We start from the raw sequence: 23,689 nt of genomic DNA on the forward strand, positions 1-23,689 counted from the left end.
GGGGCGGGGAGGAGATCGAGTCCTCGAAGATGCAGGACTACATCTCCTCGGGCGAGATCAAGGAGATCACCTTCGTCGACGCCGGCGAGCAGCAGATCCAGGCGACGCTCGACAACGGCGACAAGGTCACGTCGTTCTGGCTCGATGGCACCCAGGCCCAGCTGGCCGACGAGGTGCAGGCGCAGGTCGACGCCGGCGAGATCGAGAAGTACACGACCGAGGTGCCGAAGCCGAGCCTGCTCGGCTCGATCCTCGCGACGCTGCTCCCGTTCGCGCTGATCATCCTGCTCTTCCTGTTCCTCATGAACCAGGTCCAGGGCGGCGGTGGTCGCGGCGTCATGCAGTTCGCCAAGTCCAAGGCCAAGCTGATCACCAAGGACATGCCGAAGACGACGTTCGCGGACGTCGCCGGCTGTGTGGAGGCGATCGAGGAGCTCGGCGAGATCAAGGAGTTCCTCCAGGAGCCCGCGAAGTTCCAGGCGGTCGGGGCCAAGATCCCCAAGGGCGTGCTGCTCTACGGTCCGCCCGGAACCGGTAAGACCCTGCTGGCCCGCGCCGTCGCCGGCGAGGCCGGCGTCCCCTTCTACTCCATCTCCGGCTCCGACTTCGTCGAGATGTTCGTCGGTGTCGGCGCCAGCCGCGTCCGCGACCTCTTCGAGCAGGCCACGGAGAACGCCCCGGCGATCGTCTTCATCGACGAGATCGACGCCGTCGGTCGTCACCGCGGCGCCGGCATGGGCGGCGGCCACGACGAGCGCGAGCAGACCCTCAACCAGCTCCTCGTCGAGATGGACGGCTTCGACGTGCGCGGTGGGGTCATCCTGATCGCAGCCACCAACCGTCCCGATGTCCTCGACCCCGCGCTGCTGCGTCCGGGCCGTTTCGACCGCCAGATCGGCGTCGACGCCCCCGACCTCGCGGGTCGCCACAAGATCCTCCAGGTCCACTCGCGCGGCAAGCCGATGGCGACCGACATCGACCTCAAGTCGATCGCGCGCCGCACGCCGGGCTTCACCGGTGCCGACCTGGCCAACGTCCTCAACGAGGCGGCCCTGCTGACGGCCCGCAACAACGAGAAGATGATCACCGACGGCGCGCTCGACGAGGCGATCGACCGCGTCATCGCCGGCCCGCAGCGCAGCTCGCGACTGATGAGCGAGAAGGAGAAGCTCATCACCGCCTACCACGAGGGCGGCCACGCCCTCGTCGCCGCGGCGCTGCCCGGCACCGACCCGGTGCACAAGATCACGATCCTCCCGCGCGGTCGCGCGCTGGGCTACACGATGGTGCTGCCCGACGAGGACAAGTACTCCCAGACCCGCTCGGAGATGCTCGACAAGCTGGCCTACATGCTCGGCGGTCGCGCGGCGGAGGAGATGGTCTTCCACGACCCGACCACCGGCGCCGGCAACGACATCGAGAAGGCCACGAGCCTGGCCCGCGCGATGGTGACGCAGTACGGCATGACCGACCGCCTCGGCGCGATCAAGCTCGGCGAGACCCAGGGCGAGCCGTTCCTGGGCCGCGACATGGGCCATCAGCGCAACTACTCCGAGGAGATCGCCGCGATCGTCGACGAGGAGACCAAGAAGTTCCTCGCCGTCGCGCACCAGGAGGCCTTCGACATCCTCGAGGAGAACCGCGACGTCCTCGACGACCTGGTCCTCGCGCTCCTCGACCGCGAGACGCTCGACAAGGCGGAGATCGCGGAGGTCTTCGTGCCCCTGCGTCGTCGCCCCGAGCGTCCGGCCTGGACCGGCTCGCCGCACCGCAACCCCTCGGCGATCCCGCCGGTGGAGATCCCGCAGGAGATCCGCGACCGGGCTGCCGCCAACGGTCTGGCGGCCGAGAAGGCCGCGGCAGGCGTCATCCTCACGCCCCCGGGCGCCGGCGGCGACGTGCACGGTGGGTCGAGCGCCGGGGAGCCGCCGGCGCCGGGTCTCCCCGGCTGATCGGGGACCCATCCGGGACGGGTCCCGCTACGGATAGACCGGCAGCGTTCGAGCACACACCCAGACAGGACCCCTCATGACCGACCCCATCTCGCTGGCCACCGATCCCGCCGACGTGCCGGACTTCGACCACGATCGCGCGGAGGCCGCGATCCGCGAGCTGCTCTACGCGATCGGTGAGGACCCCACGCGCGAGGGCCTGCTCGACACCCCGGCCCGGGTCGCGCGCGCCTACGCCGAGCTGACCCAGGGTCTGCGCCAGACGCCGCAGGACGTCTTGACGACGACCTTCGACCTGGGCCACGACGAGATGGTCCTGGTGCGCGACATCGAGCTCTGGTCGATGTGCGAGCACCACCTGGTGCCCTTCACCGGCGTCGCGCACGTCGGCTACATCCCGGCCGAGTCGGGCCTCATCACCGGTCTGTCCAAGCTGGCGCGGCTCGTCGACGTCTACGCCAAGCGGCCCCAGGTGCAGGAGCGGCTCACCACGCAGGTCGCTGACGCCCTCATGGAGATCCTCGAGGCGCGTGGCGTGATCGTCGTGATCGAGGCCGAGCACCTCTGCATGACCATGCGCGGGGTGCGCAAGGCCGGTGCCCGCACGATCACCTCCGCCGTGCGCGGGATCATGCACAACGGCCCGACGCGGGCCGAGGCGATGGCGCTGATCCACAGCAGTCGACGCTGAGGATCGTCGCCGCCCCCTGCTTGGTAGCGTGGCGCGTCCGCAGAGCAGAGGAGCACACCCGGTGTCGAACCCCGTGATCGGCACGGCCAAGAGGGCCGCCGTCCGCGTCGTGAAGCCGCTGGTGGGTCCTCGTGCCTGGGCGCGGCTCAAGGGCGCCGGCCCGACCCCCGCGGCGCCGCCGGTGGCACGGCGTACGCCGCCGAAGCCGAAGCAGCCCGAGCTCACCGCGGCCCAGCGGCGTCGGCGCGAGCTCCAGGCGATGTCGCTGACCGACCTGGCCCAGCACTTCGGCACCGACAAGCACGGCCTGCACTTCTACACCGTGCACTACCAGCGTCATCTCGAGCACCTGCGCGGCGAGCGGTTCACGCTGCTGGAGATCGGCATCGGCGGCTACGTCAAGCAGGGCCGGGGCGGGGCGTCCCTGCGGATGTGGAAGTTCTTCTTCCCGAAGGCGCAGGTCATCGGGCTCGACATCGAGGACAAGTCGTTCGTCCGGGCCCCGCGCATCGACACCTACCAGGGCAGCCAGGTCGACCCCGACGTGCTCGAGCGGATCGTCGCGGAGAAGAAGGGCCCGCTGCGCGTGGTGATCGACGACGGCAGCCACCGACCCGAGCACATCCGTGAGACCTTCCGGCTCCTCTTCCCGCTCCTCGAGGACGGCGGCATCTACGCCATCGAGGACACCCAGACCTCCTACTGGCCCGAGTGGGGCGGCAGCGAGGACCGGCACGACCCCACGACGACGATGGCGCTGGTCAAGGACCTCGTCGACGGCCTCAACCATGAGGAGTACGTCGACGAGTCCTACGTGCCGACCTACGCCGACCTCCACGTCGTGGCCGTGCACTGCTACCACAACCTGGTCTTCATCGAGAAGGGCAGCAACACCGAGGGCACCAACCGGCGTGCGGTGCTGAAGCAGCGCTACGCCGAGACGCCCGAGACCCCGGCGCCCTAGGTCCCTGCCGTGCTCGTGATGGGGGTCGTCAACGTCACCCCCGACTCCTTCTCCGACGGCGGCAGGCACGCCGACACGGCCAGTGCGGTCGCGCACGGGCGCCGGCTGCTGGCCGACGGCGCCGACGTGCTCGACATCGGCGGCGAGTCGACACGCCCCGGCGCCACCCGTCCGCTGGTGCGCGAGGAGCTCGACCGCGTGGTCCCCGTGATCGAGGCCCTCGCCGCGGACGGGGTCCTCGTCTCGGTCGACACGATGCGCTCCGAGGTGGCCCGCGCCGCGATCGAGGCCGGCGCCGGCATCGTCAACGACGTCTCCGGCGGTCTGGCCGACCCCCGCATCCTGGACGTGGTCGCGGCCTCGCGTGCGTCGTACGTCGCGATGCACTGGCGTGCCCACGCCGACCGCATGGCCGACCTCGCGTCCTACGACGGGCGCGGCGGCGTCGTCGCCGCGGTCCGCGGCGAGCTGGCAGAGCGGGTGACGGCGATCCGTGCCGCGGGCATCCCTGAGGACCGCGTCGTGCTGGACCCCGGCCTGGGGTTCGCCAAGCGGCCCGACCACAACTGGCAGCTGTTGCAGGGGCTCGACCAGATCGCCTCCCTGGGCTTCCCGCTGCTGGTCGGCGCGAGCCGCAAGAGCTTTCTCGGGACCCTGCTGAGCGACCCCGACGGGACCCCCCGACCGGTGGACCAGCGCGAGTCCGCCGGGCTCGCCCTGACCCTCCTGCTCGCACAGCAGGGGGTGTGGGGCGTGCGGGTCCACGACGTGCGCGCGAGCCGGGACGCCCTGCGTGTGCTGGACCGGATGAACGCCCCCCACGACCCACGAGAGACGGAGTCACCATGACCGACGAGCTGTTCATCAGCGGGATCGAGTGCTTCGGGCACCACGGCGTGTTCGAGTTCGAGAAGCGGGAGGGTCAGCCGTTCGTGATCGATCTCGCGCTGGGTTTCGACACCGCGCCTGCGGCCGCCTCCGACGACTTGCGCGACACGGTGGACTACGGGAGTCTCGTGCTCTCGGTGAAAGCCGCCGTGGAGAAAGATCCGGTCGATCTCATCGAGACCCTCGTCCAGCGGATCGCGGACGTCTGCCTGTTGGACGCCCGTGTTGAATGGGCGCGGGTCACGGTGCACAAGCCGGATGCCCCTATCGAGGCGACGTTCTCGGACGTCGCCCTGACCATCACCCGGAAAAGGCGAGGGCCGCAGTGACTGAGACCCCCAACCCCCACATCATCGACGCCGACACCCTCACCGGTGAGATGCGTCCGATCCGCCGCGCGGTGCTGGCTCTTGGCTCCAACCTCGGTGACCGTCTCGCCAGCCTCCAGGGCGCCGTCGAGGCCATCGCCGACACCCCCGAGGTCTGGGTCACCGGCGTCTCGCCGATCTACGAGACCCAGCCCGTCGACTCGCCCGCCGGTGCCGACACCTACCTCAACGCGGTCCTGCTGATCGACACCACGCTGGCCGCCAACCGGCTGATGGACCGCGCGCTGGCCGTCGAGGACGCCTTCGACCGGGAGCGCAGCGACGTCGTCAACTCACCCCGCACGCTCGACGTGGACCTGATCGTCGTGGGCGACCGTCGCAGCGACGACGAGCACCTGCGCCTGCCGCACCCGCGGGCCGCGCAGCGTGCCTTCGTGCTCAAGCCGTGGTTCGACCTCGAGCCCGACGCGGTCTTCCCCGAGCTGGGCCCGATCGCCGACCTGCTGGCCCAGATCGGCACCGACGGGCTCGTCCTGCGCGAGGACCTCGCGCTCGACGTCGCGTGACGCTTGGCGCCGCACGCTGACCTGCCCCCCGACGACGGGTCCGGTGGGAGGCCCCGAGGGCCCGACGGCCGGGAGCCCGAGGGCACCCTGCGCCCGACCCCGCCGGCGGTGGTCGCTGCCTGGGCGTTCGGAGGGTTGGTCGTCGGCCTGCTGGTCCGGCCCATGGCCGACCGCTTCGGTGCCACCGCCCCGATCGTCTCCTGGGCCCAGCCCCTCGCGCTGCTGCTGGTCGCGGCGATCCTGGGCGTGACCGCCCACGCGACATGGCGCTCCGTGCACGTGCGCCGCGAGCGCCTCGAGCCCCACCAGGCTGTCAACCGGCTGGTCCTCGCCCGCGCCTGTGCCCTGGTCGGCGCGCTCGCCGGCGCCGGCTACCTCGGCTACGCCGTCAGCTGGATCGGTGCCGAGGCAGACCTCGCCGACGAGCGGATGATCCGCTCCGGCCTGGCCTTCCTAGGCGGCGTGCTCACCGTCGTCGCCGCGCTGTTGCTCGAGCGCGCGTGCCGGGTGCGGTCGGACGGGCGGGCCTGAGGCGGGGCGTCGTCGTGCCGCTCCATCAAGGTATGCAGGCGAACCGCCACTTCCCACGACGTGCACCCCGTGGTCGGTGGCGTGTCGCCGTGGGAAGTGCCGGCGCGCGTGGCGGTGGTGCGGGAGGGAGCCGCTCCACCGTGGGAGGTGGCGTGTCGCCGACGTACCTTGATGGAGCGGACGACCGAGCCCCGCAACCCCTGGGACTCCTGTGACAGGAGAGAAACCCCCCGAGGGGTGTCGACCGACACGTGCACCCCGCGGCGCGTCGGCACCGACGGGGCCCTGACCAGGCCTAACCTCGCGCCATGACTTCCCCGTCAAGCACGCCCATGCGCCGACGTCAGCGGTCCACCCGACTGGCCGTCGCCGTCATGATGCTCGTCATCGCTGCCCTCGCCACCGTGGGTGCAGCCTTCAGCGGGTCGTGGCTCGTCGCCACGCTCGCCGCCGGCCTGGCCGTCGTCCTCGGCGCCGCGGCCACCCGCATCACCCACACCGAGCTCGCTCTGTCGCGCCGCGAGGCCGCCCGCGACCGGGTCGAGCAGGCGCAGGCCTACCTCGAGCTCACCGTCGAGCGCACCGCCGAGCAGGCCTCCTACGTCGCCTCCGTCACGGCGCGCATCGAGGCCCACGAGTCCACGATCAGCGAGCTCGAGGGCAACCTGCTCGAGGCCCAGGCCTGCCTGATCGACGCCCACCGCCAGCTGCTCGAGGAGCAGCTGCGCGCCGATGACGCCGAGCGTGCGACGGCGTCCCTCACCTCGCGTCTCGACGACGCCGAGGAGCGCGCCGCCCATGCGATCGTGCGCGTCGCCGAGCTCGAGCAGGAGCTCGACGTCGTCACCGCCGAGTGGCAGGCCGCCCAGGTGGTCCACCGCAAGCACGCCTGACGCCCCGGCCACGGCCCGCGACGACGACCCCGCCGGGTCGTGGTCGCGGGCCGTCGCCGACTCCGGGTGTCGGCGGCAGGCGCCGCGACCCGGTCGGGGACAATGACTCCTCGTGAGCACTGACGAGTCCCGATTCGAGAGCGACCCCGACGAGATCGTGGCCGAGCCCGGCCTGCCCGCCGGGTGGGCCATCGAGGCCCCCGACCCCTCCGACCGCTTCACGCTCGCACGCTTGACGCAGCTGCTGCGTGATCACGAGCGCTCCGGTCGCGGCTGGGCCGCCTCCGGCGTCGACGACGTGCTCGTCGAGGTCTCCGAGGCCGGGCTGCGCACCCGCGAGAACGTCGTGGTCCGCGACCGCTCCGGCGAGATCCAGGCCTGGGGCAGCGTCCACGACCGCGCCGGCGGTCGCATGCTCTTCGTCCACATCGTCTCGCGCCAGCTCCCCGAGGGGCTGGGCCGCTCCTGCTCCGACGTGCTCGTGGAGTGGGCCGTCGGGCAGGCGCAGGCCGTGGGCAGCGCGCGCGGGCTCGGCGTACAGCAGATCGACACCGGCGCCTTCGCCGACGACGACCGCCAGCACCGCTGGCTCGCGGCGGCCGGCTTCACGCAGGTCCGCACCTGGTGGCAGATGAGTCGGCCGGTGACCCCCGACGAGGCCGAACTGGTGCCGTCGACGGAGCTGTGGGAGACCGACAAGGCCCGCTTCCGGACCGTACGCCGAGCCGGTGACGGCATGCCTGACGAGGACGACCTGCGCGGGGTCCACGAGGTCCTCGAGGGCGCCTTCGTCGACCACTTCAACTCGTGGGAGGAGACCTTCGACGAGTTCCTCCACCGGTTGCGCGAGGACCCCGGCCACCGGTGGGACCACTGGTGGCTCGCCGAGGTCGACCTGGGCGACGGCAACGGCGCGAGCCCCGTCGGTGCACTGATCGGCACGGTCTCGGAGAGCTCCGGCGGCCCGGACGGCTCCTACGTCTCCTACCTCGGCGTGCTGGAGACCGCGCGCGGCCGCGGCGTCGCCATGGGTCTGCTCCACACGATCATCGCCGACGCCGCCTCTCGCGACCGCGACCGCGTCGGCCTCGAGGTCGACGCCGACTCCTCCACCGGCGCCGACGGGCTCTACGTCGCGATGGGGTGGAAGACCAAGTACGTCACCCAGTCCTGGCACCGGGACGTGCCGGTCGAGGCCTGACCGCGAGTCGGCGCGTTGTTGCAGGCCTGGGCGCGAGTCGGCGCAATGTTGCGAAGTCGCGGCTACAACATCGCGCCGATTCGGCACTCCAACGGCAACATCGAGCCGACTCGGGGGGGCCACTGCGCCGGCTGCGTGCGCTGTCGTGTGTCCCACACAGCGCCCCGCCGCGGTGAGCGGCACACGACCCAGCCACCCGGCGCAGCCCCGCCGACCACCTGGCGAGTCGTGGGTCCCGGACCGCGCACAGACGCAGCCTCCGGCACACGACCCGCGCACGCGGTCCGGCCCTCCTCAGCCACCGGCAACATCGCGCCGACTCGGCACCCCGTTTGCAACATCGCGCCGACTCGGCGGAGAAGGCTCAGTCGCGCAGTGACGCCCGCAGCGCCTGGTGCACGCCGTTGGGCGTGAGGACGCCGACGAAGCGCACGCCGTCCTTGACGCCGACCATCGGCTTGTCGTCGCGCAACATCACCGCCAGCGCCTCCTCGAGGGTGCTGCCGACGTCGATGGCGGCGCCGAGCGAGCCCGCGCTGACGCCCTCCAGCGGCTCGAGGTGCGCCGGGTCGATCGGGGTCACGGTGAGGCGGCGCAGGCCGCGCTCGGAGCCCACGAAGTCGGCCACGAAGTCGTCGGCCGGCCGGCCGAGCAGCTCGGCGGGCGTGGCGTACTGCGCCAGCCGACCGCCGGTCGCGAACACCGCGACCCGGTCGCCCATGCGCACCGCCTCGTCGATGTCGTGGGTCACCAGCACCACGGTCTTGCCCAGCTCGCGCTGCAGGCGCAGGAACTCGTCCTGGAGCCGCACCCGCACGACCGGGTCGACCGCGCCGAACGGCTCGTCCATCAGCAGCACCGGCGGGTCCGCGGCGAGCGCGCGGGCGACACCGACCCGCTGACGCTGGCCGCCGGAGAGCTGGTGCGGATAGCGCTCGCCGTACGTCGTGGGGTCGAGGCCGACGAGGTCGAGCAGGTGGTGTGCCCGCTCGCGCGCCGTCGCCTTCGACTCGCCGTAGAGCAGCGGGACCGTCATGACGTTGGCGGTGATCCTCTGGTGCGGGAAGAGCCCGACCTGCTGGATGACGTAGCCGATGCCGCGGCGCAGCAGCACCGGGTCCTGGCGGGTGACGTCGACGCCGTCGATCTCGACGGTGCCGACCGTGGGCTCGATCAGCCGGTTGATCATCTTCAGCGTCGTCGACTTCCCGCAGCCCGAGGGACCGACGAGGCAGACCAGCTCGCCGCGGCCGACCTCCAGGTCCAGCTCGTGCACCGCGACGGTGCCGTCGTCGTAGGTCTTGCCCACACCCGACAGGCGGATCATCGGTGAGGAGTCGTCTCCGGGAGCCGGGGAGGCGGTACCGTCCATGCGCGTGACCCTACTCGCGACCGTGACGCCACCGGTGGCCGACGAGCCGAGCTGCTACAGCGCTCTGGTCAACGAGTGGTGGTGCTACCAGTACGTCGAGGACCGCTCCGCCGAGATCATCGACGCCACCGTCCAGCACCTCCAGATCACCGTGGCAGCCGTGCTCTTCGGCCTCGTGGTTGCCTTCCCGCTGGCACTGCTGGCGCGGCGCCTCCCGAGGCTGGAGTCCGCGGTCCTCGGCTTCAGCACGGGGCTCTACACGATCCCGTCGCTCGCGCTCTTCCCGCTGCTGGTGCCCTTCACCGGGCTCTCGGCACTCACGGTGGTCCTGGGGCTGGGCCTCTACGCGCTGACGATCCTGGTGCGCGCGATGCTCGACGGACTGCGCTCGGTCTCCGACGACGTGCGCGAGTCGGCGACCGGCCTGGGCTTCGGCCCCGGCAAGCTCCTGCTGAAGGTGGAGCTCCCCTTGGCGCTGCCGGTGATCATGGCCGGCCTGCGCGTCGCCACGGTCTCGACGGTCGCGCTCACCACCGTCGGCACGCTCGTCGCCTTCGGAGGGCTGGGCAACCTGATCTCCCACGGCGTGCAGCGCGACTTCCGCGCCGAGCTCGTGACCGCGGCGGTGCTCTGTGTCGTGCTCGCGGTGCTGCTCGACGTGCTGCTGGTCGTGGGCCAGCGGGTCCTGACGCCGTGGACGAGGGGAGTGCGGGCGTGAGGCTCTTCGCGGACACCTGGTCCTACCTCCTGGACGGCTCCAGCTGGAGCGGCTCCGGGGGGCTGCTGGCCCGCCTGGTCGAGCAGCTGCTGGTGACCTTCACCGCGCTCGGCCTGGCGATGGCGATCGGGCTGCCGATCGCGCTGTGGCTCGGCCACCTGGGCAGGGGCGGGTTCCTCGCCATCAACATCTCCAACGTCGGCCGCGCGATCCCGACGTTCGCCATCCTCGCCGTCCTCGTGACGGCCGACTGGCCGGGCTCGGACACCCTGGGCCCCTACGGCCGCGCCGGCCTCGCCACCCTGATCGCTCTCGGCGTCTTCGCGCTGCCGCCGCTGATCACCAACGCCTACATCGCCATGCGCGAGGTGCCGGCCGACATCGTGCAGGCCGCCGACGGCATGGGGATGTCGGGCTGGCAGCGCTTCCGCAAGGTCGAGCTGCCGCTGGCCCTGCCGCTGGTGATGTCGGGGATCCGTCTGGCCCTCGTGCAGGTCTGGGCCACAGCGACCATCGCCGCCCTCGTGGCCGGTCCCGGGCTGGGCCGCATCATCACCGAGGGCTTCGCCCGCGACCGCTACAGCCAGGGCATCGCCGGCGCCGTCGTCGTGGCCGGCGTCGCGCTGGTCCTGGAGATCCTCGCGGCGCTCGTCCAGCGGTCGCTGGACCCGGTGCCGCGAGACTCCTCACCCCCACGTGTGGACCAGGAGTCGGTGCCCCGGTCTACTGTTGCCGAGGCGACCGAAGCACTCGGACGCTGAGCGCCGGGTCCTGGCGCTCGCTCCACCGGACACGCGTGGCTGGGCCACGGGACACAGAAGGTTCTTGACATGATGCTTCGACGACCTCTCGCCGCCGCGTTCGCGCTCGGCCTGCTCTCCTTCGCCACCGCCTGTGCCGGGGACGACCTCGCCGAGGAGGAGACCGGCGGCGGCACCGGCTCCGGCGGCTCCACCGGCGGCCAGGTCACCCTCGCCAGCCAGAGCTTCGACGAGGCAGCGCTGATCACGGCGATGTACGCCGCCCTCCTCGAGGACACCGGCTACGAGGTCGAGACCCGCCTCGTCGACACCCGCGGCGCCTACCTCGGTGAGTTCCCCGGCACGGTCGACATCGTGCCCGAATACCTCGCCGGCCTCGGTGACGAGCTCAACGTCGAGATCAACGGGGAGGGCGCGGCCGCGGTCAGCACCTCCGACACCCAGGAGACCGTCGACGCGATGGCGCCGCTGCTCGAGGAGAAGGGCATCACCCTGCTCGAGACCTCCGAGGCCAGCAGCCAGAACGCCTACTTCGTCACCCAGGAGTTCTCCGACGCCGAGGGCGTCACCGCACTCTCCGACCTCGAGGGCCAGGCCGTCACCCTGGCCGCCGCCCCCGACTGCAAGGGCCGCGCCGACTGCGAGGCCGGCCTCACCGAGGTCTACGGCATGGACGTCACGCTCCTGCCTCTCGGCTACGCCTCCCCGCAGACCTACCAGTCGGTCATCGACGGCGAGTCGCAGCTCGGCCAGACCGGCACCTTCGACGGCAGCCTCGAGGCCCAGGGCCTGGTCCTGCTCGAGGACGACCGCGGCATCCAGCCCGCGCAGAACCTCGTGCCGGCCGTCTCCGACGAGTTCCTCGGCGAGCACCCCGACGTCGAGGACACCCTCAACGGCCTCATGGAGGTGCTCGACAACGACACCCTCGGTGCGCTCCTGCTCCAGGTCACCGTCGACCGCGAGACCGTCGAGGACGTCGCCCAGCAGTTCCTGACCGACGAGGGCCTGCTCTGACGCACCGGACCACCCCAGCCTGACGACGGGCGTCGGACCTCACGGTCCGGCGTCCGTCCGGTGTCAGTCCGGTGTCTCGGTGCCGGTCGAGGGTCAGTACTCGTCGTCGCGCAACAGCACGGCCTCGGGCGCCACGGTGCGCAGGTCGATCACCGGTACGTCGATCCGCGGCCCGCGCGGCGTGGGAACCCGCTCGAGCGGCCGCCCGAGCCCGACCACGTGCGTCACCACCGCCGCGGCGTCCTCGTGCCGGTCCTGCTCGACGAGCCACCCGACCAGCCGGTACGCCGGGGTCAGGCCGCTGTGAGTCAGCGACCGCTCGGCCCACAGCTCGCGGACCCCGGCGACGAGCAGGTCCCACCACGCGTCGTCACAGCCCGGGATCTCCACGAAGTAGCGGTGCAGGTCACCGGGCATGACGAGGTCGTGGAACACCCGCTCCACCTGGGGCGACCCGTAGTCCCTCACGCTCGCCAGCGCCATCCGCTTGGTGGTCCACCGGTCCTCGAGGTCCTGCAGCGACGAGCGCTGCTGGGTGATCGAGCTGCCGTCGCCGCGGATCCGCCAGTGGTAGACCACGTCCGGCACGATCCCGAACAGCCGGGCCCGCAGGTAGGCCTGCGTCGTGGTCGGCTGGTCCTCGTAGCGCACCCCTTCGGGCCAGGAGAGCCCCGCGCCCTCCCAGAAGTCGCGGCGGAACATCTTGTTCCACGCGAAGACGTCGCCCAGGACCTCCGGCTGCTGGTCGATCATGAGCGCCGCGCGGGAGCGGTGCAGCCGCCGCATCCACGGCAGCTGGGTCAGCCGGTCGTCGCCGTCGGTGCCCGCCCCGGTCTCCCACCGCACGATCGAGCCGGTGACGAAGTCGCACCCGTTGCGACGCAGCTGCCGCAGCAGCACGTCGTACGCCCCCGGCGGGACGATGTCGTCGGAGTCGACGAAGGCCAGGTAGTCACCCGTCGCGTGGCGCACGCCCTCGTTGCGTGCCGCCCCGAGGCCGTGGTTGTCGGTGCGCACGAGCCGGACCGGGCCGCCGGGAGTGACGAAGCGCTCCACCCGTGCGGCCGACGAGTCGCGCGAGCCGTCGTCGACGACGATCACCTCGAGGTCGACGCCCTCCTGGGCGAGGACGCTCTCGAGGCACTCCTCGACGTAGTCCTCCACGTCATAGACCGGTACGACGACGCTGACGCGCGGCGCGGCACGGCGCCCGAACTTCATGTCCGCACGCTACAGAGCGACAAGGCTCGGCGCTCCATCCCCGGCCTGCTGCGCGCCGCCCCCCGGGCACCTCGCCGCGTTGTCGTCGGTCGTCGATGCTGGCGCATCGCCTCGCTCCTCCGCCTTGCGAGGCACTCCGGGGGACGACGCTCGCGACGGCCAGGAATGGAGCGCCGTGCCTTAGGCTCAGCGCTCGTGAGCGACCCCACTGACGTGACCCCCGACGACTACGCGCGCAAGGTGCTCTTCGTGGCAGGCGCCGGCCGCAGCGGCACCAGCACGATGGCCGGGCTGATGTCGATCCTGGGCCTGCACGTGCCGCAGCCCGAGGTCGTCGCCGACGAGACCAACCCCAAGGGCTTCGGCGAGCCGCGCTGGGTCGTCGACCACCACGACCGGCTGCTGAAGGCCGCGCTGGTGCAGGTCAGCGACGCGCGCCCCGAGGCGTGGTTCGAGACCGGCCGGATCTCCACGCGCGAGCAGGAGCGCATCAAGACCGCCACCTGGCTCGGCGAGCACCTCGACGTCAGCCGTGAGCTGGTCGTGAAGGACCCGCGACTGAGCTGGTTCCTCTCGCTGTGGCGCGTCGCCGCGATCCGCAACGGCGCCACGCCGGTCTTCGCGACCATGCTGCGCCCGCCGGCCGAGGTCGTGGGCAGCAAGCAGAAGTACTACGCCAACCGGCTGGGCTCTGCCCACCTCGCGGCCTCCTGGCTCAACATGCTCCTGCACACCGAGCGGGCCACCCGCGAGTCCGTGGCCGACGGCGGTCGCGTCTTCGTCCGCTACGGCGACCTGCTCGACGACTGGACGAGGACCACGATGTGGGTGGGGGAGAAGCTCCAGCTCCAGGGCGTCCTGCACGCCAACAGCGAGCAGATCCGCGAGGGGCACCGCTTCGTCGACCCGTCGCTGCGCCGCATGGCCCAGAGCTTGGACGACCTCGGCCTGCCGCCGAAGCTGCACGAGCTGACCGCCGAGACCTGGGCCGAGCTCAACAAGCTCGCCGAGCCCGACGGTGACACCGCTGAGGTCCACGCCACTCTCGACCAGCTGCGCGAGGCCTACGTCGACCTGTACGCCGAGGCCGAGGCCATCTCGCGCTCGTCGGTGGTCGCGGCCGAGCAGACCGTCCGGGCGCAGCTCAAGCGTCCCGGTGGCGCGGGGTCGGCGCCTGCGGCGGACGGGGCAGCACCCGCCGCCGAGCCGACCGTGCTGGCCGACAAGATCCCGCACGGCCTGCGTGCCGCGATCCCGCCGTCGGTCCGCAAGGGCCTGCGCAAGGCCGTCGGCCGCGAGCGCTGAGCCGACGATGACCGCCCACTCCGGCCCGACCGGCATCTCGAACCTCGAGGGCCACACCGACTTCGACATCACCTGGCCCTGGACCCGTCCCGGTGGCCTGCGCGCCGGCAGCACCGCCGTGCTGCGGGTCAAGGACGAGGCGCCGTCGCTGCCCTTCGTGCTGCCGCCGCTGCTGCGCGCCATGGACCACGTCCTGGTCGTCGACAACGGCTCCACCGACGGCACCACCGAGGTCGCCGCCGAGACCGCCGCCCGCGCCGGGCGCTCCGACAGGCTCACGGTGGCGTCGTACCCGTTCTCGGTGGCGCGGGCCGGCGCCGAGCACCTCGCCCAGCACGAGCTGTCGGTCCACTCGCTGTCCTACTTCTACAACTGGTGCTTCGCGCAGGTCGACACCCGCTACTCGTGGAAGTGGGACGGCGACATGGTCCTCACCACCGAGGGCGAGACCTCCATCGCCGACCTCGCCTGGCAGGTCGGCGACGTGCAGTCGATCATCCGCGTCCCGCGCCACGGGCTCTACCTCGACGGCGACAGCCACGGCTACCTCGACCTCGGGCTGCGCAACGCCGAGGAGTGGGGCTTCCCGATCGGGCCGGACTTCGTGTTCACCAAGGCCTTCGAGTGGGAGGTCCGAACCACGCCCGACCCGGTGCGCTCGATCGGGCTGCCCTTCGGGCTGTGCGTGGAGCTGAAGTACCTCGACGGCGACGAGTTCGCCCACTGGACCGACCCGGCGTCGTTCGCCACGAGCTTCCGCAACAAGCGCAAGCGCCGCGAGTGGGCCGTCTTCAACGACCTCCAGGAGGGCACGGTCCTGCCCGGCGTCCACGAGATCCACGCGCCCTCCGGGGTCCACATCGTCGACCACGTCACCCACGACTGGCTCCCGCGCGCACCGCGCCCCCTCGACGTCGGCTCGGTGGTCACCTCCGACGACGCCGCTCCGCGCTGACCCGCAGCCGACCCGCCCGACCCGCCCGTGTCAGGTAGGTCACGTCGGGACCCGTTCCCATCCAGGCACCACCGGCGTACCTTTCATGGTGTCCGAGCAGTCGGACGGCCCATCAGACGAGCACACCGTCCGGTACCCACACCGACCCGCGCGAGCGGGTGGTCGGAGGGACTGGAACGAAAGGTTCGAACCATGACGCACACTCCTCGCGCGCGCCTGCGGATCGGCGTGGTCGGCGCCGGCCGGGTCGGTGCGGTCCTCGCGGCCCGCCTGCGTTCCGCCGGTCACGAGATCGCCGCTGCCGCGGGCGAGTCCGACGCCTCGGCCAACCGCATTGCGGACCTGCTGCCGGGCGTGCCCACCGAGAAGCCCAGTGCCGTCGCTCGCAAGGCCGACGTCCTGCTGCTCACCGTGCCCGACGACATGCTCGGGAACGTCGTCTCGATGCTCAGCGCCAGCGGCGCGATCCACGAGGGCCAGCACGTCGTGCACACCTCCGGCCGCCACGGCCTCGACGTCCTCGCCCCCGCGCAGGAGGTCGGCGCCCGCATCGCCGCCATGCACCCCGCGATGACCTTCACCGGCACCGCGCTCGACCTCGACCGCCTCGACGGCTGCGTCTTCGGCCACACCGCGCCCGACGACGAGCGCGCCTTCGTCGCCGACCTGGTCGCCGACCTCGGCGGCAGCCCGATGTGGGTGCCCGAGTCGAGCCGCACGCTCTACCACGCCGGTCTCGCCCACGGCGCCAACCACCTGGTCACCCTCGTGACCGAGGCGATGGAGATGCTGACCGCGGCCGGCGCCGACGACCCGGCGGGGACGCTGCGCCCACTGCTCACCGCCGCCCTCGACAACGCGCTCGAGCACGGCGACGCCGCCCTCACCGGACCGATCGTGCGCGGCGACGTCAACACGGTCGCGGCCCACCTCGAGGAGATCGCCGCCAAGGCGCCGCAGACGATGCCGTCGTACGTCGCCCTCGGCCGCGCCACCCTCGGCCGCGCGGTCACCGACGGCCGGCTGGTCCCGATCCGGGCCCTCAAGATCCACCAGCTCCTCACGGAGGCGCTGGCGGAGACCACGGTCGCGCCGGCCTTCCAGCGCGACGCCCGCTGAGCGCCGGCCCCGTGGACCGACCCGTCCTGGCCCGCACCCGGGCCGAGCTCGCCGACCTGCTCGCGCCTGCCCGCCGGCAGGGCCTCGAGGTGGGCTTCGTCCCCACCATGGGCGCCCTCCACGCCGGCCACGCCGGCCTGATGCGCGTCGCGCGAGACCGTGTCGGGGACGGCCCGGTCGTCGTCTCGGTGTTCGTCAACCCGATGCAGTTCGCCCCCGGCGAGGACCTCGACCGCTATCCCCGCACACTGCCCGACGACCTGGAGGTCTGTGCCGGCGCGGGCGTCGACATCGTCTTCGCGCCGACCGTCGACGAGGTCTATCCCGGCGGGGAGCCCCAGGTCACGGTCGAGCCCGGTCCGCTGGCGGCGGTCCTCGAGGGCCGGAGCCGACCCACCCACTTCCGCGGGGTCCTCGTCGTGGTCGCCAAGCTCTTCGGCCTGGTCCGGCCCGACGTCGCGGTCTTCGGCCAGAAGGACTTCCAGCAGCTCGCCCTGATCCGCCGGATGGCCGCCGACCTCTGCCTGGGCGTCGAGGTCGTGGGCGCCGAGACCGCGCGCGAGCCCGACGGCCTGGCCCTGTCCAGCCGCAACCGCTACCTCGACGCCGAGCAGCGCGTCGAGGCCGTGACCCTCAGCCGGGCGCTGCGCGCCGCCCAGGAGGCCGCGGCCTACGGCGTCGGCCCCGCCCTCGACGCCGCCCGCGCGGAGCTGCGCACCGCCACGATCGTCGACGTCGACTACCTCGTCGTCACGACCCCCGAGCTCGGCGACCTGCCGAGCGACCCCCCTCCGGGCACCGAGGCCCGGATCCTGATCGCCGCCCGGGTGGGCACGACCCGCCTGATCGACAACCTGCCGCTCCTCCTGGGGACCCCGGCCGACCACCACGACAGCTGAGGGACACAGATGCTGCGCACCATGATGAAGAGCAAGATCCACCGCGCGACCGTGACGCAGGCCGACCTGCACTACGTCGGCTCGGTCACCGTCGACGAGGACCTCCTCGAGGCGGCCGACCTGCTGCCCGGCGAGCTGGTGCACATCGTCGACGTCACCAACGGCGCCCGCATCGAGACCTACACGATCGCCGGCGAGCGCGGCAGCGGCGTGCTCGGCATCAACGGCGCGGCCGCGCGCCTGGTGCACCCCGGCGACATCGTCATCCTCATCGGCTACGGCCAGATGGACACCGCGGAGGCCCGGGAGCTCAAGCCCCACGTGGTCTTCGTCGACGCCGACAACAGGATCCTCGCGACCGGCTTCGACCCCGCCGAGACCTTCGGTGGCGCAGGCCTCGTGCGCGGAGATGCTGTCGAGTCCGCCCCGGGCATGGCGCGTTAGCCTCACCCCATGCCACAGGAGCGCACGTTCGACCTTCCCGTACGCCGGGTCCCGGCGCGCCTGGTCGCGCCCGAGCCGGGCTGGACGACGCGCTCCGACGTGGTGATCATCGGCTCCGGCATCGCCGGGCTGACCGCCGCGCTGCGGCTCAAGGACCACGTCGACAAGGTCCTCGTCGTCACCAAGGACGTGCTGGCGGCCGGCTCCACGCAGTGGGCGCAGGGCGGCATCGCCGCGGCGCTCGGGCCGGGCGACACCCCCGAGGAGCACGAGGTCGACACCCTCGTCGCGGGCGCCGGGGCCTGTGACCCGGACGCCGTACGGATCCTGGTCAACGAGGGCCCCGAGGCGGTCCGCGAGCTGATCGCGCTCGGCACCAACTTCGACCACGACGCCGACGGCGTCATCTCCCTGACCCGCGAGGGCGGCCACCACCGCGACCGGATCGCGCACGCCGGCGGCGACGCCACGGGCGCGGAGATCCAGCGGGCACTCATCGAGGCAGTCGCCGCGGCACCCGAGATCGAGGTCGTCCAGCACGCCCTGGCCGTCGACCTGCTGCTCGCCGAGGACGGCGGGGTCGCCGGGGTCACCCTGCACGTGATGGGGGAGGGTCAGCGCGACGGCGTCGGTGCCGTCCACTGCCGCGCGGTCGTGCTCGCCAGCGGAGGCCTGGGCCAGGTCTTCAGCCAGACCACCAACCCGTCGGTCTCGACCGGTGACGGCATGGCGCTCGCGCTGCGCGCCGGTGCGACGTTGCGCGACCTGGAGTTCGTGCAGTTCCACCCCACCGTGATGTGGCTCGGCCCCGAGTCCCACGGCCAGCAGCCCCTCATCTCCGAGGCGGTGCGCGGCGAGGGTGCCTTCCTCGTCGACTTCGAGGGCGACCGGTTGATGAGGGGCGTGCACCCGCTCGAGGACCTCGCGCCGCGCGACGTCGTCGCGAAGGCGATCATGCGCCGGATGCTCGACACCGGCCAGCCGCACATGTGGCTCGACGCGCGCCACCTCGGTGATGCCTTCTGGCTCCGACGGTTCCCGACCATCCTCGCGACCGCCCGCAGCCACGGCGTCGACCCGGTCACCCAGCTCATCCCGGTCGCGCCGGCGTGCCACTACGCCTCCGGCGGGGTCCGCACCGACCTCCACGGCCGCTCCGACGTGCCGGGCCTCTACGCGACCGGCGAGGTCGCCTGCTCAGGCGTGCACGGCGCCAACCGCCTGGCCTCCAACAGCCTGCTCGAGGGGCTGGTCTTCTCGCGGCGCATCGCCGCGGTGCTGCCGACCGAGCTGCGTCCCTGGGCGGAGCCGGCCGTGGACCGACGACCCGAGGCCCTGGTCTCCGGCGACGTCCGCGCCGAGCTTCAGGACGTCATGTCCACGCGCGTCGGCGTCCTGCGCAACGCGTCCGGGCTCACCGACGCCACGGCGCTGCTCGACAAGCTCGCCGGCACCCCGGCCGACCTCGTGGACCTCCAGTCCTGGGAGACCACCAACCTGCTGACCGTCGGCGCCGCGCTCGCCGCGGCCGCCACCCTGCGCGAGGAGACCCGCGGGTCGCACTGGCGCGAGGACTTCCCCGAGCGCGACGACGCCACCTGGGCCGGACACTTCGACGCCGCCATGGTCGACGGCTCCACCGAGCTCTGCTTCCACCCTGCGCCCGCCAGTGACCCGGAGGCACCTGCATGACACCGACGTCCTACGACGCCCTGCCGCACGGCCTGCTCGCCGAGCTGGAGATCGCCGGCCTCGACCCCCGCGCGCTCTACGCCGGCATCCTGGCCGCGCTCGCCGAGGACCTCCCAGAAGAGCTCGGGGGCGAGGACGTGACCAGCCTCGCCACGATCGCCGCCGACGCGCACGGCACCGGTGACTTCGCCGCGCGCGAGCCGGGCGTCGTCGCCGGCCTCACGCTGGCCACCCTGGTCTTCCACGTCGTGATGGGCGACGACGTCGTGGTCTCGGACCGCCTCGCCGACGGCACTCCCGTCGAGCCCGGTGACGTGGTGATGCGCGTCGCCGGCCCGACCCGCGGCCTGCTCACGGCCGAGCGCACCGCGCTCAACTACGCCAGCCACCTCTCCGGGATCGCCACCGCGACCGCGGCCTGGGTGCGCGCGCTCGACGGCACCAGCGCCCGGGTCCTCGACACCCGCAAGACGCTGCCGGGCTACCGCGCCCTCCAGAAGTACGCCGTGCGGTGCGGCGGCGGCGTCAACCACCGCTTCAGCCTGGCCGACCGGGCGATGGTCAAGGACAACCACGTGATCGCGGCCGGCGGCGTCGTCCCGGCCTTCCACGCGGTCCGCACGGCCCACCCGGACCTGCGGGTCGAGGTGGAGGTGACCGACCTCGACCAGCTGCACGAGCTGCTCGAGGTCGGCTGCGAGGAGATCCTGCTCGACAACATGTCGACCGACGTCATGGCCCAGGCCGTGCGCATCACCGCCGGACGGGCGAGCCTCGAGGCCTCGGGCGGGCTGACCCTCGAGCGGGCCCGCGAGGTCGCCGAGACCGGGGTCGACTTCATCTCCGTCGGCGCCCTCACCCACTCGGTGCAGGTGTTCGACATCGGCCTGGACCTCCAGGACCGTCCGAGCCCGGCATGAGCCCCTCGTGAGCCGACCATGAGCCTGCTGGCCGTCGACATCGGCAACGCCCACACCGTGCTGGGCCTGGTCGACGGCGGGGTGGTCGGCGCGGAGTGGCGGGTGGCCACCGATGAGCGGCGCACGGCCGACGAGTGGTCGGTGCTGCTGCGGGGGCTCCTCGGCGACCTCGAGGACACCGTCGACGGCATCGCGGTCTGCTCGACGGTGCCGGCGGTGCTGCACGCGTGGCGCGAGATGCTGGTGCGTCACTTCGCTGACGTCACCGCGGTGGTCGTCGAGCCCGGTGTCCGCACCGGTGTCCCCATTCTCATGGACAATCCACGAGAAGTCGGATCCGACCGCATCATCAATGCGCTCGCGACGTCCTCGCTCTATGGCGGCCCCGCGATCGTCGTCGACTTCGGCGGCACCGCGACGACGTTCGACGTCGTGAGCGCGTTGGGACAGTATGTCGGGGGAGCCATCGCGCCCGGCATCGAGATATCCCTCGAGGCGCTGGGCCGACGTGGCGCCCAATTGCGCAAGGTCGAGCTCCAGCGCCCCCGCACGGTCATCGCCAAGAACACCGTCGAGGCGCTCCAGTCGGGGATGGTCTTCGGCGTCGCCAGCCAGGTGGAGGGCATCGTGGCGCGCATGATCGTCGAGCTCGGTGAGATGCCGGAGGACGTCGCGGTGGTGGCCACGGGATATCTCGCCCCCCTCGTGATCGACGAATGCAGCTGTTTCACCGCGCACGACCCGGCATTGACCCTGAAAGGCCTCGAGCTCGTATTCCTGAGGAATTCTTGAAGCGAATTCCCTTTTGTTCGCGTCGGTGCCAGAATATGGTGAACGAAACCCTATTCGGACAAAGAGGTCTACTTACATGGCACAAAAGGTCAATATCGTTCTCGTCGATGATCTCGACGGCAGCGAGGCCGATGAGACGGTGTCTTTCGCCCTCGACGGGACGTCCTACGAGATCGATCTCACCGCCAAGCACGCCGTCGCCCTGCGCGAGGCCCTGTCCGGCTACGTCGGGCACGCCCGCAAGGTCGGCAGCGGTGCCCGTCGCGCCAAGAAGGCGGCGGCCGCCGGCCTCGGCCCCAGTGCCCGCGAGGTGCGTGACTGGGCCCGTTCCAACGGCTTCGACGTTCCTGACCGCGGTCGCATCCCGGCCGACGTGCGGACGGCGTTCGACGCCGCCAACTGATCGCTCGCACGACCGGCGTCGCCCCGACGCCACGACCGGCCCGCCGCGCTCGCCGCGGCGGGCCTGTTCGCTCTCAGCGGAGCGACTTCCGTGCCTTCCGGGAACGCGTAGGCTGTCAGCGGGGTTAGACACCTTGTTCTGATCCGTCCGACCCAGGTCGGATCGGCCCCCGTGATCTTTCAGGAGCGATGCGCATGTTCGAGCGGTTCACAGACCGAGCCCGTCGGGTGGTCGTGCTGGCCCAGGAAGAGGCCCGCATGCTCTCCCACAACTACATCGGGACCGAGCACATCCTGCTCGGCCTCATCCACGAAGGTGAAGGCGTCGCCGCCAAGGCCCTGGAGAGCCTCGACATCTCCCTCGAGGCCGTCCGCGCCCAGGTCGAGGAGATCATCGGCCAGGGCCAGCAGGCCCCGAGCGGTCACATCCCCTTCACCCCGCGAGCCAAGAAGGTCCTCGAGCTGTCGCTCCGCGAGGCCCTCCAGCTCGGTCACTCCTACATCGGGACCGAGCACATCCTGCTCGGCCTGATCCGCGAGGGCGAGGGTGTCGCGGCCCAGGTCCTCCAGAAGCTCGGCGCCGACCTCAACCGGGTCCGTCAGCAGGTCATCCAGCTGCTCTCGGGCTTCCAGGGCAAGGAGTCGACCGCTGCCGCGGCCGCCCAGGGTGCCGGCGCCGACGCGCCGTCGTCCTCGCTGGTCCTCGACCAGTTCGGCCGCAACCTGACCCAGGACGCCCGCGAGGGCAAGCTCGACCCGGTCATCGGTCGTGAGGCCGAGATCGAGCGGGTCATGCAGATCCTCTCGCGCCGCACGAAGAACAACCCGGTGCTGATCGGCGAGCCCGGTGTCGGCAAGACGACGATCGTCGCGGGCCTGGCCCAGGACATCGTCCGCGGCACCGTGCCCGAGACGCTCAAGGACAAGCAGATCTACACCCTCGACCTCGGTGCGCTCGTGGCCGGCTCGCGCTACCGCGGTGACTTCGAGGAGCGCCTCAAGAAGGTGCTCAAGGAGATCCGCACCCGCGGAGACATCGTGCTGTTCATCGACGAGATCCACACCCTCGTCGGTGCCGGTGCGGCCGAGGGCGCGATCGACGCCGCCAGCATCCTCAAGCCGATGCTGGCCCGTGGTGAGCTGCAGACGATCGGTGCGACCACCCTCGACGAATACCGCAAGTACCTCGAGAAGGACGCCGCCCTCGAGCGCCGCTTCCAGCCGATCCAGGTCTCCGAGCCCTCCATCGCCCACACGATCGAGATGCTCAAGGGCCTGCGCGACCGCTACGAGGCGCACCACCGCGTGACGATCACCGACGAGGCGCTCGTCTCGGCCGCGACGCTGGCCGACCGCTACATCTCCGACCGGTTCCTCCCGGACAAGGCGATCGACCTCATCGACGAGGCCGGCTCGCGCCTGCGCATCCGTCGCATGACAGCACCCGCCGACCTGCGCGAGTACGACGACAAGATCGCCGAGGTGCGCCAGCGCAAGGAGGCGGCGATCGACGGCCAGGACTTCGAGGCCGCTGCTCGCCTGCGTGACGAGGAGAAGCAGCTCATCCTGAAGAAGTCCGACCGCGAGAAGCAGTGGCGTGCGGGCGACATGGACGAGGTCGCCGAGGTCGACGAGGAGCTGATCGCCGAGGTGCTGGCGGTCGCCACCGGGATCCCGATCGTCAAGCTCTCCGAGGAGGAGTCCACGCGGCTGCTCAAGATGGAGGACGAGCTCCACAAGCGCGTCATCGGCCAGGAGGAGGCCGTGCGTGCCCTGTCGCGGGCCATCCGCCGCACGCGTGCGGGTCTCAAGGACCCCAAGCGTCCCGGTGGCTCGTTCATCTTCGCCGGTCCCTCCGGTGTCGGTAAGACCTGGCTGTCCAAGACGCTCGCCGAGTTCCTCTTCGGTGACGAGGACGCCCTCATCCAGCTCGACATGTCGGAGTTCTCCGAGAAGCACACGGTCTCGCGGCTCTTCGGCTCGCCTCCGGGCTACGTCGGCTACGAGGAGGGTGGCCAGCTGACCGAGAAGGTGCGGCGCAAGCCGTTCTCGGTGGT

General features: G+C 71.7%; 24 protein-coding genes. 22 read left to right on the forward strand and 2 right to left on the reverse strand.

Features of this window, described 5'->3' with window-relative positions; translation table 11 throughout:
- From ftsH to RMN98_RS04080, 9 genes are all read left to right on the forward strand, one after another.
- The coding region (ftsH, locus tag RMN98_RS04040; RefSeq protein WP_309647514.1) for an ATP-dependent zinc metalloprotease FtsH at positions 1 to 1,952 on the forward strand (1,952 nt) is incomplete at its 5' end.
- 76 nt (positions 1,953 to 2,028) lie between these two features.
- Complete coding sequence (gene folE, locus RMN98_RS04045) at positions 2,029 to 2,643, forward strand: GTP cyclohydrolase I FolE (RefSeq protein WP_309647515.1); 615 nt, start codon at positions 2,029 to 2,031, stop codon at positions 2,641 to 2,643.
- A gap of 61 nt (positions 2,644 to 2,704) precedes the next feature.
- The gene (locus RMN98_RS04050; RefSeq protein WP_309647516.1) at positions 2,705 to 3,607 is read left to right on the forward strand and encodes a CmcI family methyltransferase; all 903 of its coding nucleotides are present in this window, start codon (positions 2,705 to 2,707) and stop codon (positions 3,605 to 3,607) included.
- A gap of 18 nt (positions 3,608 to 3,625) precedes the next feature.
- Positions 3,626 to 4,456, forward strand: a complete 831-nt coding sequence (folP, locus tag RMN98_RS04055) for a dihydropteroate synthase (protein WP_309647537.1) — start codon at positions 3,626 to 3,628, stop codon at positions 4,454 to 4,456.
- Positions 4,453 to 4,824 (forward strand): dihydroneopterin aldolase, encoded by a 372-nt coding sequence (gene folB, locus RMN98_RS04060; protein ID WP_309647517.1) that lies wholly within the window; start codon positions 4,453 to 4,455, stop codon positions 4,822 to 4,824. The genes folP and folB overlap by 4 nt, the downstream gene beginning before the upstream one ends.
- Positions 4,821 to 5,390: a 2-amino-4-hydroxy-6-hydroxymethyldihydropteridine diphosphokinase gene (gene folK, locus RMN98_RS04065; protein WP_309647518.1), complete on the forward strand. Its 570-nt coding sequence runs from the start codon at positions 4,821 to 4,823 to the stop codon at positions 5,388 to 5,390. Before folB ends, folK begins: the two co-directional genes overlap by 4 nt.
- A 3-nt stretch (positions 5,391 to 5,393) precedes the next feature.
- Positions 5,394 to 5,921 (forward strand): DUF3180 domain-containing protein, encoded by a 528-nt coding sequence (locus RMN98_RS04070; RefSeq protein WP_309647519.1) that lies wholly within the window; start codon positions 5,394 to 5,396, stop codon positions 5,919 to 5,921.
- A 308-nt stretch (positions 5,922 to 6,229) separates the two neighbouring features.
- On the forward strand, positions 6,230 to 6,814 hold the full coding sequence (locus tag RMN98_RS04075) for a hypothetical protein (RefSeq protein ID WP_309647520.1): 585 nt from the start codon (positions 6,230 to 6,232) through the stop codon (positions 6,812 to 6,814).
- A 112-nt stretch (positions 6,815 to 6,926) separates the two neighbouring features.
- Positions 6,927 to 8,015, forward strand: a complete 1,089-nt coding sequence (locus RMN98_RS04080; protein ID WP_309647521.1) for a GNAT family N-acetyltransferase — start codon at positions 6,927 to 6,929, stop codon at positions 8,013 to 8,015.
- Between the two features lie 364 nt (positions 8,016 to 8,379).
- Here RMN98_RS04080 and RMN98_RS04085 read toward each other — a convergent pair whose 3' ends face one another.
- Positions 8,380 to 9,387 carry an ATP-binding cassette domain-containing protein gene (locus tag RMN98_RS04085; RefSeq protein ID WP_309647522.1) on the reverse strand — a complete coding sequence of 336 codons (1,008 nt, stop codon included), beginning with the start codon at positions 9,385 to 9,387 and terminating at the stop codon, positions 8,380 to 8,382.
- 4 nt (positions 9,388 to 9,391) lie between these two features.
- Here RMN98_RS04085 and RMN98_RS04090 point away from each other — a divergent pair, with 4 nt between their 5' ends.
- From RMN98_RS04090 to RMN98_RS04100, 3 genes are all read left to right on the forward strand, one after another.
- A complete protein-coding gene (locus RMN98_RS04090; RefSeq protein ID WP_309647523.1) occupies positions 9,392 to 10,105 on the forward strand; it encodes an ABC transporter permease in 714 nt (237 codons plus the stop codon).
- Positions 10,102 to 10,866, forward strand: a complete 765-nt coding sequence (locus RMN98_RS04095) for an ABC transporter permease (protein WP_309647524.1) — start codon at positions 10,102 to 10,104, stop codon at positions 10,864 to 10,866. The genes RMN98_RS04090 and RMN98_RS04095 overlap by 4 nt, the downstream gene beginning before the upstream one ends.
- A gap of 69 nt (positions 10,867 to 10,935) precedes the next feature.
- Positions 10,936 to 11,883 (forward strand): glycine betaine ABC transporter substrate-binding protein, encoded by a 948-nt coding sequence (locus RMN98_RS04100; protein WP_309647525.1) that lies wholly within the window; start codon positions 10,936 to 10,938, stop codon positions 11,881 to 11,883.
- Between the two features lie 93 nt (positions 11,884 to 11,976).
- Here the strand turns inward: RMN98_RS04100 and RMN98_RS04105 are convergent, their stop codons facing one another.
- A complete protein-coding gene (locus tag RMN98_RS04105) occupies positions 11,977 to 13,104 on the reverse strand; it encodes a glycosyltransferase family 2 protein (protein ID WP_309647526.1) in 1,128 nt (375 codons plus the stop codon).
- A gap of 195 nt (positions 13,105 to 13,299) precedes the next feature.
- On the opposite strand from RMN98_RS04105, the gene RMN98_RS04110 reads away from it, so the two are divergent.
- From RMN98_RS04110 to RMN98_RS04155, 10 genes are all read left to right on the forward strand, one after another.
- On the forward strand, positions 13,300 to 14,409 hold the full coding sequence (locus RMN98_RS04110; protein ID WP_309647527.1) for a sulfotransferase family protein: 1,110 nt from the start codon (positions 13,300 to 13,302) through the stop codon (positions 14,407 to 14,409).
- Positions 14,410 to 14,416: 7 nt separating this feature from the next.
- Positions 14,417 to 15,364, forward strand: a complete 948-nt coding sequence (locus tag RMN98_RS04115; RefSeq protein ID WP_309647528.1) for a glycosyltransferase — start codon at positions 14,417 to 14,419, stop codon at positions 15,362 to 15,364.
- Positions 15,365 to 15,556: 192 nt separating this feature from the next.
- The gene (locus RMN98_RS04120; protein WP_309647529.1) at positions 15,557 to 16,483 is read left to right on the forward strand and encodes a DUF2520 domain-containing protein; all 927 of its coding nucleotides are present in this window, start codon (positions 15,557 to 15,559) and stop codon (positions 16,481 to 16,483) included.
- A gap of 11 nt (positions 16,484 to 16,494) precedes the next feature.
- Positions 16,495 to 17,382, forward strand: a complete 888-nt coding sequence (gene panC / locus RMN98_RS04125) for a pantoate--beta-alanine ligase (RefSeq protein WP_309647530.1) — start codon at positions 16,495 to 16,497, stop codon at positions 17,380 to 17,382.
- Between the two features lie 9 nt (positions 17,383 to 17,391).
- On the forward strand, positions 17,392 to 17,826 hold the full coding sequence (gene panD, locus RMN98_RS04130; protein ID WP_309647531.1) for an aspartate 1-decarboxylase: 435 nt from the start codon (positions 17,392 to 17,394) through the stop codon (positions 17,824 to 17,826).
- A gap of 9 nt (positions 17,827 to 17,835) precedes the next feature.
- Positions 17,836 to 19,518, forward strand: a complete 1,683-nt coding sequence (locus RMN98_RS04135; RefSeq protein WP_309647532.1) for an L-aspartate oxidase — start codon at positions 17,836 to 17,838, stop codon at positions 19,516 to 19,518.
- Positions 19,515 to 20,438, forward strand: coding sequence for a carboxylating nicotinate-nucleotide diphosphorylase (nadC, locus tag RMN98_RS04140; protein ID WP_309647533.1), 924 nt, complete (start codon positions 19,515 to 19,517; stop codon positions 20,436 to 20,438). The genes RMN98_RS04135 and nadC overlap by 4 nt, the downstream gene beginning before the upstream one ends.
- Positions 20,439 to 20,456: 18 nt before the next feature.
- Positions 20,457 to 21,230 (forward strand): type III pantothenate kinase, encoded by a 774-nt coding sequence (locus RMN98_RS04145; RefSeq protein WP_309647534.1) that lies wholly within the window; start codon positions 20,457 to 20,459, stop codon positions 21,228 to 21,230.
- Between the two features lie 76 nt (positions 21,231 to 21,306).
- Complete coding sequence (locus RMN98_RS04150; protein WP_309647535.1) at positions 21,307 to 21,633, forward strand: Lsr2 family protein; 327 nt, start codon at positions 21,307 to 21,309, stop codon at positions 21,631 to 21,633.
- Between the two features lie 194 nt (positions 21,634 to 21,827).
- Positions 21,828 to 23,689: ATP-dependent Clp protease ATP-binding subunit (locus tag RMN98_RS04155; RefSeq protein WP_309647536.1), on the forward strand; the 1,862-nt coding region annotated here is incomplete at its 3' end.

Source organism: Nocardioides sp., from assembly GCF_031397825.1.
GTDB lineage: Bacteria > Actinomycetota > Actinomycetes > Propionibacteriales > Nocardioidaceae > Nocardioides.

What these genes read in the sequence shown, in the direction of transcription:
- folE (WP_309647515.1), top strand. Translation starts at nt 2,029, where the DNA reads ATGACCGACCCCATCTCGCTGGCCACCGATCCCGCCGACGTGCCGGAC.
- folP (WP_309647537.1), top strand. Translation starts at nt 3,626, where the DNA reads ATGGGGGTCGTCAACGTCACCCCCGACTCCTTCTCCGACGGCGGCAGG.
- folB (WP_309647517.1), top strand. Translation starts at nt 4,453, where the DNA reads ATGACCGACGAGCTGTTCATCAGCGGGATCGAGTGCTTCGGGCACCAC.
- RMN98_RS04075 (WP_309647520.1), top strand. Translation starts at nt 6,230, where the DNA reads ATGACTTCCCCGTCAAGCACGCCCATGCGCCGACGTCAGCGGTCCACC.
- RMN98_RS04085 (WP_309647522.1), bottom strand. Translation starts at nt 9,387, where the DNA reads ATGGACGGTACCGCCTCCCCGGCTCCCGGAGACGACTCCTCACCGATG.
- RMN98_RS04100 (WP_309647525.1), top strand. Translation starts at nt 10,936, where the DNA reads ATGATGCTTCGACGACCTCTCGCCGCCGCGTTCGCGCTCGGCCTGCTC.
- RMN98_RS04105 (WP_309647526.1), bottom strand. Translation starts at nt 13,104, where the DNA reads ATGAAGTTCGGGCGCCGTGCCGCGCCGCGCGTCAGCGTCGTCGTACCG.
- RMN98_RS04115 (WP_309647528.1), top strand. Translation starts at nt 14,417, where the DNA reads ATGACCGCCCACTCCGGCCCGACCGGCATCTCGAACCTCGAGGGCCAC.
- RMN98_RS04120 (WP_309647529.1), top strand. Translation starts at nt 15,557, where the DNA reads ATGACGCACACTCCTCGCGCGCGCCTGCGGATCGGCGTGGTCGGCGCC.
- panD (WP_309647531.1), top strand. Translation starts at nt 17,392, where the DNA reads ATGCTGCGCACCATGATGAAGAGCAAGATCCACCGCGCGACCGTGACG.
- RMN98_RS04135 (WP_309647532.1), top strand. Translation starts at nt 17,836, where the DNA reads ATGCCACAGGAGCGCACGTTCGACCTTCCCGTACGCCGGGTCCCGGCG.
- nadC (WP_309647533.1), top strand. Translation starts at nt 19,515, where the DNA reads ATGACACCGACGTCCTACGACGCCCTGCCGCACGGCCTGCTCGCCGAG.
- RMN98_RS04145 (WP_309647534.1), top strand. Translation starts at nt 20,457, where the DNA reads ATGAGCCTGCTGGCCGTCGACATCGGCAACGCCCACACCGTGCTGGGC.
- RMN98_RS04150 (WP_309647535.1), top strand. Translation starts at nt 21,307, where the DNA reads ATGGCACAAAAGGTCAATATCGTTCTCGTCGATGATCTCGACGGCAGC.